Raw genomic sequence first — 13,937 nt, 5'->3', positions numbered from 1 at the left:
CCGGCGTGCGGGCGGGCCCGTCAGCGGCGGGTCAGTCCGGGTCCTGGGTGTCGTCGTCCTGGTCCTCGGGCGCGTTCTGGTCCGGGTTGCTGTTGTCGGGCAGGTTGTCCTGCGACTCGTCGGACGGGTCGTTGCCGCCGCTGTTCTCGCTGTCGTCCGTGGTGCCGTCGTTCTGGGTGTCACCGGCCGCGTTGCAGGCGGTGAGCGTCGCGCCTCCTCCGAACAACGCCAGCGCGGTCATGAGTGCGGCGATCGGGCGTCGGAGTTCCATGTTCCCGACCCTAAGCAGGCACCGGGCGGCCCGCCCGTCGAAGCCGCCGACACCACCGGCATAACGTCACTGTGACGGAATGACGGAGGTGTCGGCGTATGGGGAGCAGGGGACCCGTGGCGGCGACGGCTGCCCGGAGCGGCCGGCGACCGGGGGCCGGACGGGTCCGGGACGGAGCGGATCGGGTTCCGGTGGAGCCGACGGATCACGGGGCGGCCGACGGGCGAGCGGTCAGGGCGTCCGGCGGACCGTCTGACGGCGACGGGTCGCGGACCGGGTGGTGCGGAACGACAGAGACGTGCGGATCGACAGGAACGTCCCGAGCCGCCGGGACGTCGTCGCGCGGCTCGAGACCCGGCACGGCGGGACGGACACGACGACATGGCAACTCGGCGACAGGGGGACGTCCGGTCGTCGACGGGTGGACCGGGCACCGGACAGATGCGCCGTCCAGGCGGTCAGACGGCCTCTCTCGGGCTCCTAGAGCTGCCGCCGATAATGCACATTATGTCAACTAACGTGGAGAGGACCCGCTCCCCGAGCACCTGATCAGGTCGCCGGACTCAACCGGACCCGCGGGTCCACCGCCGCCGCGACGACGTCGGCGACCGCGTTCGCCACGATCACCGCACCGATGACCACCGTGGTGAGCCCGACCAGCAGTGCCCGGTCGTGCGCCTCGATCGCCCCCAGGATCGCCGACCCGACCCCGGGCATGCCGAAGACGCCCTCGACCACGACCAGCCCCACGAACAGCTGGCCCAGGTTCGCCGCCACGAACGTCACCACCGGCGTCAGCGCCGGCCGCAGCGCGTGCACACCCACCACCCGCGACGGCGACAGCCCGCGGCCGCGCGCCGCCTGGACGAACGGCGCCCGCAGCGTGTCCCCGACCTCGGCCCGGGTGATGAGCGCCACGTAGCCGGTCGACAGCGCCGCCAGGGCGAGCACGGGCAGGACGTAGGCCGCCGGCTCCCCCGTGCGGCCGTGGAACGGCGCCCAGCCGAGCTCGGAGACGAAGACGAACCGCAGCAGGTAGGCCGCGACGACGACCGGCGTGCCCACCAGCACCGTGGCCACGGCGTAGACGCCCGTCCCGGTCCACCGCCCGCCCGCCGCCAGCGCCCCGGCGACGACGCCCACCACGAGCTGGAGGACGACCGCGCCGGCGAGCAGGGCCGCGCTCACCGGCGCGGTCGCGGCGACGATGTCGAGCACGGCCGGCCCGGGCACCACGGCGTCGCCCCGGAGGGAGGGCAGTCCGCTCCCCCAGTTCCCGGTGAGCAGGTCGCGCAGGTACAGGCCGTACTGGACCGGCAGGGGCTCGTCGAGGTGGTACTCGCTGCGGATCCGGGCGTAGAGCGCCGGAGGCGGCGGCTGGAACCCGAACAGCGCCCGCACCGGGTCCCCGGGGAGTTGCGTCACGGCGACGAACACCAGGGTCACCGCCGTCCACAGGCTGAGCAGCATCTGCCCGGTCCGGCGGGCGGCGAACGCGACCACGGCCGACATCGTGGCAGGACGGTGATCATCCCGGTCGACGCGGCGGCGCCCGCTCGGTCAGACTCCGCCGGTGCCGTCCTCGTCCACCGACCCCCGGGAGGCCCGGCCGGTGGTGGGCCGCCGGAACGCCCCGCTGGTGGTCGCCGTCGCCGTGCTGGCGCTGCTCACCGCGACCGCCCTGGTCCCCGGCGCCGTCACCGACGCCGACCCGCGCTCCTGCGACCTGGCCGACTCCCTGGTGCCGCCGTCCTGGGACCACCCCTTCGGCTTCGACCTGTTCGGCTGTGACCTGCTCGCCAAGACGGCGTACGGCGCGCGGACGTCGCTGCTGCTCGCCGTCGCCGTCATCGTGCTCAGCGGCCTGCTGGCCGTCGTGCTGGGGACACTGGCCGGCTCGGCCGGGGGCTGGGTCGACGGCGTCGTCTCGAGGCTCACCGACGTCTGGGCGGGCATCCCGCTCGTGCTCGGCGGGGTCGTCCTGCTCAGCGCGACCGACCGGCGCGGGGTGTGGCAGGTCGTCGCCGTGCTCGCGGTGTTCAGCTGGCCGCCGATGGTGCGCGTCATGCGGGCGAGCACCCGGCAGGTCCTGGCCCTGGAGTACGTCACCGCGGCGCGCGCCCTGGGCACCGGGTCGCTGCGGCTGGTCGTCCGGCACGTGCTGCCCAACGCGGTCCGCCCGCTGCTGGTGTTCGCCAGCGCCTACGCGGGCGTGCTGATCTCCGCCGAGGCGGTGCTGACCTTCGCCGGGGTCGGCCTGCAGCGGCCCACCGAGTCCTGGGGCATCCTGCTGCAGCAGGGCGGCGAGGCGGCGTCGCGCGCACCGCACGCGCTCGTCGCGCCGAGCCTGGTCCTCGTCGTCGCGGTCGCCGCGTTCGTCCTGCTCGGCGAGGGCCTGCGCAAGACCGCCCGGACGGCCCGCGGGCACTGACCCCGCTCCCCTGCCGGCTTCTCGTCCCCGTGGGGGGCGTTCGCCACGTCGTCCGCTTCACGGACCGGGCCGCCCGCCAGCGGCGACCCGGTCCGGTCACTGATTTCCACCCCGGGGCGCAAATCGGTCGAATTCGACGCACACGTTGGGGATAACGGAGCAGGAGGACGAGGCGAAGCCGACGCCACGAGGACCGCGTGGCGCCACCGCACCAGCGCCGGTGTCCGACTCGATGCCGGATGGCGCGGGCTCGGGTCACGGCCCGCGCCGCCGTCCCCGGGGTGCCGGCGGCGGACAGTCTGCCCCGGACGTCCCTGTCGGCGGGCGATCCCGGACGACGTGTCGCCGGCGCCTCGCGAGGCCCGCGCGCCCGGGCGCACCGGCGACCGAACGGGTACGACACTCCCCGCCCTCGTCGTCCGCGGCGGCAGGAGCCCCCTCCCCTGTCGTGGTGGGGTCTTTCCGCTTTTCTGCGTTGTGCGAATGTTCGGGATAACGGACGAGTGATCCAGGGTCACAGTCCGGCTACGGCACGGAGCGGTGCCGTTGACCCCTGCAACAGTCCGCCACTACGTTCCGCGCCGGTGTGCTCCGCGCCACACCGGCGGCCCGACCCGGGCCGTCTCCTCCCCGTGCTCGGCGCTGCGCCGGGAAGGGACCGCACGTGACCGCTACCGACCTCCGACCGAGCCAGACACCCACGCCCTCCGGTGGCGGGGGCCTGCGCCGGTTGTGGGACCGCAAGCTCGACCGCTACCCCGACACCGGTCCCCGGTCGCTCTACCTGGGGATCACCGTGCTGGCCACGGTGGTCCTGTACTACGAGCTCTACGTCGGCGGCGCCGTCGCGACGCAGATCATCGCCGAGCTCGGCTACTCCTTCACCGGCTACGTGTTCGTCTCCGTCATCGGCAACCTGGTCGGCGCCTTCGCCTCGCTGTTCGCCGGCCTCGCCGACCGCTGGGGCCGCGCCAACCTCGTCGTCGGCGGCCTGCTCATCACGGGCCTGATCCTGCTGGTCGGGCTCCCGCACGCGCCGGGCAAGACGGCCTTCACCGTGCTGTTCGCGGTGCTGAGCTTCGTCGAGGGCGTCGTGCTGGTGGCCACCCCGGCACTGATCCGCGACTTCTCGCCGCAGGTCGGCCGCGGGGTCGCCATGGGCTTCTGGACCCTCGGCCCGGTGCTGGGCAGCCTCGTGGTCACCACGGTGTCCAGCAACACCCTCGACGACCACCCCGACTGGCGCTTCCAGTTCTACGTCTGCGGCGTCGCCGGCCTGGTCGTCTTCCTCGTCGCGCTGGTCGGGCTGCGCGAGCTCTCCCCCGCCCTGCGCGACCAGCTCATGGTCAGCATGCGCGACCGCGCGCTCATCGAGGCCCGGGCCCGCGGCCTGGACACCGAGCAGGCGCTGAGGGGCCACTGGCGGCAGATGCTGCGCTTCGACGTCGTCGGGTCGGCCTTCGCCATCAGCATCTTCCTGCTGCTCTACTACATCCTCGTCGGCTTCGCGGTCGTCTACTTCGCCACCGTGTTCGGCTACTCCGAGCAGCGCGCCAACGCGCTGGCCAACTGGTACTGGGTCACCAACGCGATCGCCCTGGTGGTCACCGGCGTGCTCACCGACCGGTTCCGGGTGCGCAAGCCGTTCATGGTCGTCGGGACGCTCGTCGGCCTGGTGGGCTCGGTGCTGTTCGCGCTGTCGGCGACGGAGCCGGAGACCGGCTACTACACGATCGCGGTCTACTTCATCCTGTCGGCGGCCGGCGGCGGCATGGCCTACGTCGCCTGGATGGCCTCCTTCACCGAGACCGTCGAGCGGCACAACCCGGCCGCGACGGCGACCGGCCTGGCCATCTGGGGCTGGCTGCTGCGGATCGTGGTGACGGCGTCGCTGGCGGTCTTCACCCTCGTCGTGCCGGCCACCTCGGTGCTGGTCGACCAGGGATCGCGGGTCACCGAGATCGTCGCGGCGCACCCACAGGAGGTCGCCGTCCTGTCGGCCGTCCCGCCGGAGGCGTCCGAGGCGCTGGCCGCCGACCCGGCCGACGTCGACGCGCTGGCCACCGCCCTCGGCGCCGTGGCCACCCAGCAGGGCGCCGACGCCGACGAGGCCGCCGCGGTCTCCGAGGCGGTGCGGAACCGGGCGCCCCAGCTGGCCGCCGCCCAGGCGGTCGACCCGGCCACGCTGGCCGCGCTGCAGGAGGACCCGGCCGACGCCGCGGCCGGTGCCGCCGCCGTCGGGCAGATCGCGCAGGCCCTCGGCGTCGACGCCGGCACCGCCACGCAGCTGCTGGTCAGCCTCGGCGACCCGGCGGTGCAGGCCGACCTCGCGCTCGTGCAGCGCTACGCGACGGTGCTCACCGAGGCCAACGCCGCGATCCCGGCCGACGACCTCGCCTACCTCGCGGCCCACGGCGACGAGGTCGCCACCGCCGCCGAGGAGAACCCGCACCAGTGGCAGCGCTGGTGGTGGGTGTGCGTCGCCGGGCAGGTGCTGTTCCTGCCGTTCGTGTTCGTGATGGCCGGCCGGTGGAGCCCGCGCCGGGCGCGCCAGGACGAGCAGGCGCACGAGGAGATGGTGGCCCGGGAGCTCGCCGCGCTCGAGCGCACGACCGCCTGACCGCCGCCTGACCGCACGACGGGCCGGGGAGCACGCGCTCCCCGGCCCGTCCGCGTCTCAGCGGGAGGCGGCCGCCACCCGCACGCCCAGGCCCACGAGCACCGCGCCGGAGGCCGCGTCGAGGCCGCGGCGCACGCGGGGGCGCCGGAACCAGCTGCCGGCCCGGCCGACGCCGGCCGCCAGCCCCAGGTACAGCGCCGTCTCGACGGCGACCTGCAGCAGCCCGAGCAGCGCGGCGGTCAGCAGCGGGGAACTGCCGGCCGGGACGAACTGCGGGTAGAAGGCGATCATGAACACGGCCAGCTTCGGGTTGGCCAGCTGCACGAGCAGCCCCTCGGCGAGGGCCCCGCCCCAGCGACGGCGCACCGGCCCCTCCGCGGCGGCCGGCTCCGGCCCGGGACCGCCGCGCACCGCCCGCCACAGCGCCCGGCCGCCCAGCCAGAGCAGCACCGCCGCCCCGACGGCGCGCAGGACGAGGAAACCGGCCTCCGACGCCGCGACCGCGGCCGCCACCCCCGCGCCGGCCAGCAGCGCCCAGACGAACAGCCCGGCCTCGAGCCCCAGCACCGTCGGCACCGCGGCCGCGCTCCCCCGCAGGGCCGCGCGGCGCACGATGAGTGCGACGGCGGGCCCCGGGGTCGCGGCGATCAGCAGCACCGCGCCCAGGAAGGCGGGCAGCGCGAGCACCAGCGCCGGGACGTCCACGGGACCAGCGTGGCAGCAGCCCCTCCCGTCGTCGTCGGCTTTTCCCCGTCGGTTCGTCCCCAGCCGTCTTTACTGCAGACAGTTGGGGATAACGGTCGAGGGCAGGACGCGGGGTCCCGGGTCGCTCAGCGACGGCGGTCGCGCCAGGACCGGCCGTGCAGCCACCACTCGAGCCGGCGGGTGATCCACGGCAGCAGCAGGTAGGTCATCACCGGGGTGAGCGCCAGGGTGACGACCAGCACCCGCAGCGCCACGGGCACGTCCGCCAGCAACGCGCCGAGGGTCACCGTGGCCAGCAGGTTGAGCGGGTAGAAGACCAGCCAGATCGTCGTCGCCTGCTTCCACCGCGGCGGCGCCGGCGGCCCGGCCGGGGTGGCGACCTCGGTGCTGACCGGCTGGTCGAACCAGCCCTCGATGCCGGTGCGGCGCTCGGTGCGGGTCACCTCGGCCAGCCCCTCCGCCGAGCGCAGCCACCAGGCGCGCTCCGCGGAGGCCTCCCACGCGGCGAGCGCCTCGTGGTCGGCGAAGCGGCAGAGCATGTGCCACTCGTCCGAGCCGCCGCGCGGGCGCACCCACCCGGCGCCGAGGAAGCCCGGGAAGGACTCGGCCATCGTCATGCCCGCCCGGATCCACGCCGTCATCTCCCGGGTGTGCGCCGGGTCGGCCCGGCGGGTGAAGGAGACGGTGACCGGGAGGCGTGCGGTGGCGACCGGGAGCGACGTCGTCATACCGCCAGGATCGGCGACCGGCCGGGTGCCGCGCAGGCCGCGGGAGCGTGATCTGCCCCGCCCTCGCCGCTCTCCCGTCCGGGCGGGGCAACCGTCGCGCGGCCCGGGTAGTTGGGGATAACGGGCGACACGGTGGCCGGGCACCTGCCCGGGTCCTCCCAGGTGCGTGCGGTTGACTCGCCGGGATGGACGCCGTCGACCGCCTGTGGACCCGCGTGACGGCCGAGGCGCCGCTCCCGCCCGCCGTCCTGACCGGGGCGGCCGTCGTCGCGCTGCTCGTCGTCGCCACCCCCGCGCTGTGGCGGCCGGCGCGCACCGTGGTGACCATCGCCCACGAGGGCGCGCACGGCCTGGCCGCGCTGGCCACCGGCCGCCGGCTGGCCGGCATCCGGCTGCACTCGGACACCTCGGGGCTCACCGTCTCCCGCGGGCGGCCGGCCGGCGCCGGGATGGTGCTCACCTGCGCGGCCGGCTACGTCGGGCCGGGCCTGTTCGGGCTGGGCGCCGCGGCGCTGCTGGCGGCCGGGCACGCCGTCGGGGTGCTGTGGGCGGTGCTGGCCCTGCTCGCGCTCCTGCTGCTGCAGATCCGCAACCTCTACGGCCTGTGGGCGGTGCTGGTCACCGGCGCGGCCCTGGCCGCGGTCACCGCGTGGCTGCCGCCGGCCGGGCAGGCCGCCGTCGCCGCCGCGGTCACCTGGTTCCTGCTGCTCGCCGCGCCGCGCACCGTGCTCGAGCTGCAGGGCGCGCGCCGGCGGCGGGCCGCGCCGGACTCCGACGCCGACCAGCTGGCCCGGCTCACCCGGCTGCCCGCGCTGCTGTGGGTGGGCGTGTTCCTGCTGGTCGACCTGGCCGCGCTCGGCCTCGCCGTGCGGTGGCTGCTGCTCTGACGCCGCTCAGGAGGAGTACGGGCTGCGCCGCCGCGGCTCGGCGCCGTGCGGCTGGGTGACCTTCCCGGTGTCGGGCGCCGGCGGGATGTCGACCACCATGTCCTCGTGGTCGACGGTCACCCGGCGGCCGTGGTGGTGGACGTCGAGCGGGTCGCCGTCGAGCAGCCGGTAGGTGGCCTGCTCCTTGGTCACGGTGACCTGCAGCGTGCGGCCCTGGTAGGCCAGCCGGAAGCGCAGCCGGGTGATCCGCTCGGGCAGCCGCGGGGCGAACAGCAGGTGCCCGTCGTGGTCGCGCATGCCGCCGAACCCGGCGACGGCGACCATCCACCCGCCGGCCATCGAGGCGATGTGCAGGCCGTGGCCGGAGTTGCCGTGCAGGTTCTGCAGGTCGGTGAGCGCGGCCTCCGCCCAGTAGTCGTAGGCCAGCTCCAGGTGCCCGGTCTCGGCGGCCACCACGGCCTGCTGCGCCGCCGACAGCGAGGAGTCCCGCACGGTGCGGGCCTCGTAGTAGGCGAAGTCGGCGACCTTCTCCTCGAAGGTGAACGCGTCCCCGCGCAGGTGCAGGGCCATCACCAGGTCGGCCTGCTTGATGACCTGCTTGCGGTAGATGTCGAAGTACGGGTAGTGCAGGAGCAGCGGGTAGCACTGCGGCGGCGTGTTCTCGAAGTCCCACTCCTCGTGGTGGGTGAACGCGTCGGACTGCATGTGCACGCCCAGCCGGGTGTCGTAGGGCACGGCCATGAGCCGCGCGGCCCGCCGCCAGGTCGCCACCTCGTCCTCGGTCACCTGCAGCCGCCCGGCGACGTCGGGTTGCCGCTCGGCCGCCTCGGCCGCCTCGCGCAGGTTCCGCTGCGCCATGAGGTTCGTGTAGACGTTGTTGTCCACCACGGCCGTGTACTCGTCGGGGCCGGTGACCCCGTCGATGCGGAAGCCGTGCTCCTCGTCGAAGTGGCCGAGCGAGGCCCACAGCCGGGCGGTCTCGATCAGCAGCTCCGCGCCGAAGTCGCGGTCGAACTCCTCGTCCCCGGTGGCGTGCAGGTAGCGGACGACGGCGTCGGCGATGTCGGCGTTGATGTGGAAGGCCGCCGTCCCGGCCGGCCAGTACCCGGAGGTCTCCTCGCCGCGGATGGTCCGCCACGGGAAGGCCGCGCCGCGCAGGCCGAGCACGGCCGCCCGCGCCCGCGCCTTGTCCAGGGTCGAGTACCGCCAGTGCAGCGCGTCGCGGGCGGCGTCCGGGGCGATGTAGGTGAGCACCGGCAGGACGTAGGTCTCGGTGTCCCAGAAGGTGTGCCCGTCGTAGCCCGGCCCGGTCAGCCCCTTGGCCGGGATCGGCTGCCGCTCGGCGCGCAGGCCGGCCTGCAGCAGGTGGAACACCCCGACCCGGACGGCCTGCTGCAGCTCGTCGTCGCCCTGGACCTCGACGTCCGCCCCCGCCCAGAACTCGTCGAGGACCTGCCGCTGCTCGTCCGCCAGCCGGGCGAAGCCGGCCAGCTTGGCCGTGGCCAGCGCCCCCTCCACCTGGTCGCGCAGCGCCGCCGCTGACCGCCGCGACGACCAGCCGTAGGCGAGGAACTTGACCAGCTTCAGGCCCGAGCCGTGGCCGGGCAGCCGCGCGGCCAGGGTGTAGCGGGCCAGGTCCTCGCCGGCCTCCATGTCCTCGGTGGCGGTGTCGGGCACGTCGACGACGTGGTCCATCCCCGCGGCCATCCGCAGCCGGCTGCGCCGGGTGGCGTGCACCATGACCGCGCGCTTGCCGCGGGCCACGGCGATCTCGTTGACCAGCGGCCGGCGCAGCGCCGCCGCCGCGCGCGGGTCGTCGCCCTCGCTGCCGCTGTCCACCGGCTCGTTGGCCAGCAGGTCCGACTGCAGCGCGATGTAGAGGTCGCCCCGGTCGTCGGTGCACTCGACCTGGTACTCGATCGCGGCGATCGAGCGGCGGCGCAGCGACACCAGCCGGGTGCTGGTCACCCGCACCGTGCGGCCGTTGGGCGAGCGCCACTCGGTGACCCGGCGCAGCACGCCGCGGCGCAGGTCCAGGCTGCGGCGGTGGTCGACGATCTCGCCGTAGTCCAGGTCCAGCGGGGTGTCGCCGACCAGCAGCCGGATCAGCTTGCCGTCGGTCACGTTGACGACGGTCTGCCCCTGCTCCGGGAAGCCGTAGCCGGCCTCGGCGTAGGGCAGCGGCCGCTCCTCGAAGAAGCCGTTGAGGTAGGTGCCGGGGACGACGACCGGCTCCCCCTCCTCGAACGAGCCGCGCAGGCCGATGTGCCCGTTGGCGAGCGCGAACACCGACTCGTGCACGCCCAGCGACGAGTGGTCCAGGCCGATCTCGGTCAGCGCCCACGGCTCGACCGGGAAGGTCGCTCTCCCCTCCGTCACGTGCGGTCCTCCAGCAGCTGGTCGAGGTCGGTCACGACGACGTCGGCGCCGTTCTCCTTCAGCCCGTCGGCCTGCCCGACCCGGTCCACGCCGACGACGAACCCGAAGTGCCCCGCCCGCCCGGCGGCGACACCGGCCAGCGCGTCCTCGAACACCGCGGCGGCCGACGGCTCGACCCCCAGCGCGCGGGCGCCGGCCAGGAACGTGTCGGGGGCGGGCTTGCCGCGCAGCCCCTCCCGGGCGGTCAGCACGCCGTCGACGCGGGCGTCGATGAGGTGGGCGAACCCGCCCGCGGCGATGACCTGCTCGCCGTTGGCCGAGGCGGTGACCACCGCGGTGCCCAGGCCCGCGTCCTTGACCGCGCGCAGGTAGGCCATCGACCCGGGGTAGATCTCGACGCCGTGCTCCTCGAGCTCGGTGAGCAGCAGCTCGTTCTTGCGCCGGCCGACGCCGTGCACGGTCAGCGCGTCCGGCGGGTCGTCCGGGGAGCCCTCGGGCAGCGTGATGCCGCGGCTGGCGAGGAAGTCGCGGACGCCGTCGGCGCGCGGCTTGCCGTCGACATAGCGGTTGTAGTCGAGCTGGGTGAACTCCGGCGCCTGCGGCTCTCGGCCGCGGAGGAACTCGTCGAAGGTCCGCTTCCACGCGGCCATGTGCACGGTGGCGGTGCGGGTGAGCACGCCGTCCATGTCGAAGAGGCACACGCGGATGCCGTCGGGGAGTCCGAGCACGGTGCGGACGCTACCCACGCGCGTCCCCGGTGACCCGTCGAGATCACCCGGTCGGGATCCCGCGGTGGACACCGGCGGCGTCCCGTCCGGGGCGCGCGGCGGGGACCGGCTGCCTAGGGTCGGCGCCGGGACGGCACCGGCCGCCCCCCCGCCCGACGAGAGGACCCCGATGGCCGACCGGCCCCAGCCGCCCAGCCCCTACGACTTCCTGCCGCCCGTCCCGTCCTTCACCGTCACCAGCACCGACGTCACCGACGGCGAGGTGCTGCCGATGCGCTGCGTCAGCGGCGTCATGGGCGCCGGCGGCGAGGACACCTCCCCCCAGCTGTCCTGGTCGGGCTTCCCCGGGGAGACCAAGGGGTTCGCGGTCACCGTCTACGACCCCGACGCGCCCACCGCCTCCGGCTTCTGGCACTGGGTCGTCACCGGCATCCCCGCCGACGTCACCGAGCTGCCCTCCGGCGCCGGCAGCCGGGACGGCGCGGGCCTGCCCGCGGGCGCCCGGCAGCTGCGCAACGACGCCGGCTTCCCCGGCTACGTCGGCGCCGCGCCCCCCGGCGGCCACGGCCCGCACCGCTACTTCACCGTGGTGCACGCCCTCGACGTCGAGGACATGGGCGTGCCCGACGACGCCAGCCCCGCCTTCCACGGCTTCAACCTCTTCGGCCACACGCTGGCCCGCGCCGTCCTGGTGCCCGTCTACGTCCAGGACTGACCGGCCTGCCGCGGGGGCGTCCGCGGTCCGGGGGCCCGGGCCGCCCCGGGCGCCCCGCGGCGGCTCAGGCCGGCGGGCGGGCGGCCACCCCGGTCGAGCCCAGCCAGGCGAAGCCGACGCGCTCGTACACCCGGGCGACGTCGTCGTCCCCGGCGGTGAGGAACACCAGGTCCGCGGTCTCCCGGGCCTGCGCCACCAGCGCCGAGGCCAGCGCCGCGCCGACCCCGCGGCCGCGGCGGCGCGGCGAGCTGGCCACGCCGACCACCTCGCTGATCTCGGTGCCGTCGACGTCGACCGGCTGGTGCGCGCCGACGGCGACCGGCTCGCCGTCCTCGACGGCGACCATCACCACGGTCCGCCCGGTGGCCACCCGCTCGCGCAGCACGGCGGTGCGCGCCTCGTCCGGCGGCCCGGGGTCGTCCAGCACGCCCGCGCCGCCCTCCGCGTGCGGGGCGAAGCCGCTCTCCAGCAGGTGCTGGTAGTGCGGCAGCCGCGGGTCCTCGGCGCCGACCAGGTACAGGCGCACCCCGTGCGGGAGCAGCAGCTCGACCGGCTCGTCGACCACCAGCAGCGGGAACTCGGTGACCAGCAGCCCCGCCTCGCGGGCGGCGGCGGCCAGCGACGGCGTCCGCTCGACCACCCACTCGACCGCGGCCGGCAGCCCCGCCTCCTCCTGCAGCGCCACCGCGGCGCGGACGTCGTCGGCGCCCACCCGGCGGGTGCCCGGGCGCGGGCGGGCCGGGAACGGCCAGGCGGGCGGGCCGATCGGGACGTCGAGCGGGCCGGCGGCGACCGGCGGGGCGTCGGGCAGGGACGCGGCGGCGGCGTACTGCTCGACGCGGTCGAGCAGCCCGGGACGCGTCGGCACACCGGCACCCTAGACGCGGGCGCCCGCGCCGGCGCCCGGCCGCGGCCGCCGGGGCCGGTCCGCCACCCCGGCGGGTGACCCCGGCGGCGAGGGCCGGGCGACCCGGGCGGCACGATGGGAGCCGTGACGGCCGGGACCCGCCCCTCGATCTCGCCCTACGCGGCGTTCGACCGCGACGCGTGGCGGTCGCTGGCCGGCACCCGCACGCTGCCGCTGGACGAGGCCGACCTGCGCGCCCTGCGCAGCCTCGGCGACCGGATCGACCTCGACGAGGTCGCGACCGTCTACCTGCCGCTGGCCGAGCTGCTCAACCTGCACGTCACCGCCAGCCAGCGGCTGTGGGCGGCGCGCAACCGGTTCCTCGGCGACACCACCGCCAAGGTCCCCTACGTCATCGCGGTCGCCGGCAGCGTCGCCGTCGGCAAGAGCACCACCGCCCGGCTGCTGCAGACCCTGCTGGCCGCCGCCCCCGGCTCCCCGCGCGTCGACCTGGTCACCACCGACGGCTTCCTGTGGCCCAACGCCGTCCTCGAGGCCCGCGGCCTCATGACCCGCAAGGGCTTCCCCGAGAGCTACGACCGGCGCGCGCTCATCCGCTTCCTCGCCGACGTGAAGTCCGGCCGCGGCGAGGTCAGCGCGCCGGTCTACTCCCACCAGTCCTACGACGTGCTGCCCGGCCGGCGGCAGGTCGTCGACCGGCCCGACGTGCTCGTGCTCGAGGGGCTCAACGTGCTGCAGGCCGGCCGCCGCGACGACGGGCGGATGCCCGAGGTGTTCCTCTCGGACTTCTTCGACTTCTCCGTCTACGTCGACGCCGCCGAGCCCGACATCCAGCAGTGGTACGTCGAGCGGTTCCTCGCCCTGCGGCGCACCGCCTTCGCCGACACCTCCGCCTACTTCCACCGCTACGCCGACCTCAGCGACGACGACGCGCGCACCACCGCCCTGTCGATCTGGGCCGCGGTCAACGGCCCCAACCTGCGGCAGAACATCGCGCCCACCCGCTCGCGTGCCCGGCTGGTGCTGCAGAAGGCGGCCGACCACTCGGTGCGCCGGGTGCTGCTGCGCAAGCTCTGACCCCCTCCCCTCGCCGCTGCCCGTCCCCGCCCGACCTCGGGCGGCGGCCGAGTTGGGGATAACGGTCGAGTGGGCGCCGGGCGGCGCGCATGGTCCGCCTCCGCCCGCGGCCGTCGCCATGGCGAGGACTGACGACCCGATCGGGTCAGGTGGTGAGGTTCGTCACCTGACACCGGCCCCGGAGCGGCGCACACTCGAGACGTCCGGTGATCGGACACTCACCGCCAGTGACGCCGGCTGTCCCGCCGCCGGCCCGACCGGGAGTCCTCCTGATGTGCGTACACCCCACCCCCTGCCCCGACGCCAGCGCCGACGCGCGTGACCTCGCGGTCGTCGTGAGCAGCCACCCGGAGCAGGGCTGGAGCCTGCTGTGCAACGGCGTCGTCCTCTTCGACGACGACGGCGAGCTGCTCCCCGACGGCAGCGCCGTCGCCGACCACCACCAGTGGCGGACCGCCGGGCTCGTTCCCGCGTAGCGCGTCCCCCCGGGACGACCGAGCGCCCGTCCCCCGGGGGGGACGGGCGCTC

The 13,937-nt window shown here is 75.4% G+C and carries 13 protein-coding genes; 6 read left to right on the top strand and 7 right to left on the bottom strand.

Annotated features, from left to right (window positions below):
• Positions 1–31: 31 nt before the first annotated feature.
• Together ACI798_RS19110 and ACI798_RS19105 are read right to left on the bottom strand one after the other, a co-directional pair.
• A complete protein-coding gene (locus ACI798_RS19110) occupies positions 32–271 on the bottom strand; it encodes a hypothetical protein (protein WP_456941147.1) in 240 nt (79 codons plus the stop codon).
• Between the two features lie 549 nt (positions 272–820).
• Positions 821–1,774 carry an ABC transporter permease gene (locus ACI798_RS19105; RefSeq protein WP_457048669.1) on the bottom strand — a complete coding sequence of 318 codons (954 nt, stop codon included), beginning with the start codon at positions 1,772–1,774 and terminating at the stop codon, positions 821–823.
• 70 nt (positions 1,775–1,844) lie between these two features.
• Between ACI798_RS19105 and ACI798_RS19100 the strand changes: the two genes are divergently transcribed.
• Positions 1,845–2,702, top strand: a complete 858-nt coding sequence (locus ACI798_RS19100; protein WP_457048668.1) for an ABC transporter permease — start codon at positions 1,845–1,847, stop codon at positions 2,700–2,702.
• A 664-nt stretch (positions 2,703–3,366) separates the two neighbouring features.
• Entirely contained in the window at positions 3,367–5,322 is a 1,956-nt protein-coding gene (locus ACI798_RS19095) for an MFS transporter (protein ID WP_457048667.1), read from the top strand.
• 57 nt (positions 5,323–5,379) lie between these two features.
• Here ACI798_RS19095 and ACI798_RS19090 read toward each other — a convergent pair whose 3' ends face one another.
• Positions 5,380–6,027, bottom strand: coding sequence for a LysE family translocator (locus tag ACI798_RS19090; RefSeq protein ID WP_456941143.1), 648 nt, complete (start codon positions 6,025–6,027; stop codon positions 5,380–5,382).
• Between the two features lie 125 nt (positions 6,028–6,152).
• Positions 6,153–6,755, bottom strand: coding sequence for an antibiotic biosynthesis monooxygenase (locus ACI798_RS19085; RefSeq protein WP_457048666.1), 603 nt, complete (start codon positions 6,753–6,755; stop codon positions 6,153–6,155).
• A gap of 185 nt (positions 6,756–6,940) precedes the next feature.
• Between ACI798_RS19085 and ACI798_RS19080 the strand changes: the two genes are divergently transcribed.
• A complete protein-coding gene (locus ACI798_RS19080) occupies positions 6,941–7,642 on the top strand; it encodes a M50 family metallopeptidase (protein ID WP_457048665.1) in 702 nt (233 codons plus the stop codon).
• A gap of 6 nt (positions 7,643–7,648) precedes the next feature.
• Here the strand turns inward: ACI798_RS19080 and ACI798_RS19075 are convergent, their stop codons facing one another.
• Together ACI798_RS19075 and ACI798_RS19070 are read right to left on the bottom strand one after the other, a co-directional pair.
• The gene (locus ACI798_RS19075; protein WP_456941140.1) at positions 7,649–10,021 is read right to left on the bottom strand and encodes a glycoside hydrolase family 65 protein; all 2,373 of its coding nucleotides are present in this window, start codon (positions 10,019–10,021) and stop codon (positions 7,649–7,651) included.
• Positions 10,018–10,749: an HAD family hydrolase gene (locus ACI798_RS19070; RefSeq protein WP_457048664.1), complete on the bottom strand. Its 732-nt coding sequence runs from the start codon at positions 10,747–10,749 to the stop codon at positions 10,018–10,020. The genes ACI798_RS19075 and ACI798_RS19070 overlap by 4 nt, the downstream gene beginning before the upstream one ends.
• A 169-nt stretch (positions 10,750–10,918) precedes the next feature.
• Here ACI798_RS19070 and ACI798_RS19065 point away from each other — a divergent pair, with 169 nt between their 5' ends.
• Complete coding sequence (locus ACI798_RS19065) at positions 10,919–11,464, top strand: YbhB/YbcL family Raf kinase inhibitor-like protein (protein ID WP_456941138.1); 546 nt, start codon at positions 10,919–10,921, stop codon at positions 11,462–11,464.
• A 64-nt stretch (positions 11,465–11,528) separates the two neighbouring features.
• Here ACI798_RS19065 and ACI798_RS19060 read toward each other — a convergent pair whose 3' ends face one another.
• Positions 11,529–12,332 carry a GNAT family N-acetyltransferase gene (locus ACI798_RS19060; protein ID WP_456941137.1) on the bottom strand — a complete coding sequence of 268 codons (804 nt, stop codon included), beginning with the start codon at positions 12,330–12,332 and terminating at the stop codon, positions 11,529–11,531.
• Between the two features lie 114 nt (positions 12,333–12,446).
• Between ACI798_RS19060 and coaA the strand changes: the two genes are divergently transcribed.
• Together coaA and ACI798_RS19050 are read left to right on the top strand one after the other, a co-directional pair.
• Positions 12,447–13,409, top strand: a complete 963-nt coding sequence (coaA, locus tag ACI798_RS19055; protein ID WP_457048663.1) for a type I pantothenate kinase — start codon at positions 12,447–12,449, stop codon at positions 13,407–13,409.
• 272 nt (positions 13,410–13,681) lie between these two features.
• A complete protein-coding gene (locus ACI798_RS19050; RefSeq protein ID WP_456941135.1) occupies positions 13,682–13,885 on the top strand; it encodes a DUF5999 family protein in 204 nt (67 codons plus the stop codon).
• Positions 13,886–13,937: the final 52 nt, after the last annotated feature.

It is taken from the genome of Geodermatophilus sp. SYSU D01045 (genome assembly GCF_054050295.1).
The sequence above is the reverse complement of the archived record's forward strand: the minus strand, read 5'-3'. Positions and strand labels throughout refer to the sequence as shown.

Excerpts from the sequence above, each read along its gene's own strand:
- ACI798_RS19110 (WP_456941147.1), bottom strand. The coding sequence starts at position 271 with ATGGAACTCCGACGCCCGATCGCCGCACTCATGACCGCGCTGGCGTTG.
- ACI798_RS19085 (WP_457048666.1), bottom strand. The coding sequence starts at position 6,755 with ATGACGACGTCGCTCCCGGTCGCCACCGCACGCCTCCCGGTCACCGTC.
- ACI798_RS19080 (WP_457048665.1), top strand. The coding sequence starts at position 6,941 with ATGGACGCCGTCGACCGCCTGTGGACCCGCGTGACGGCCGAGGCGCCG.
- ACI798_RS19065 (WP_456941138.1), top strand. The coding sequence starts at position 10,919 with ATGGCCGACCGGCCCCAGCCGCCCAGCCCCTACGACTTCCTGCCGCCC.
- coaA (WP_457048663.1), top strand. The coding sequence starts at position 12,447 with ATGGGAGCCGTGACGGCCGGGACCCGCCCCTCGATCTCGCCCTACGCG.
- ACI798_RS19050 (WP_456941135.1), top strand. The coding sequence starts at position 13,682 with ATGTGCGTACACCCCACCCCCTGCCCCGACGCCAGCGCCGACGCGCGT.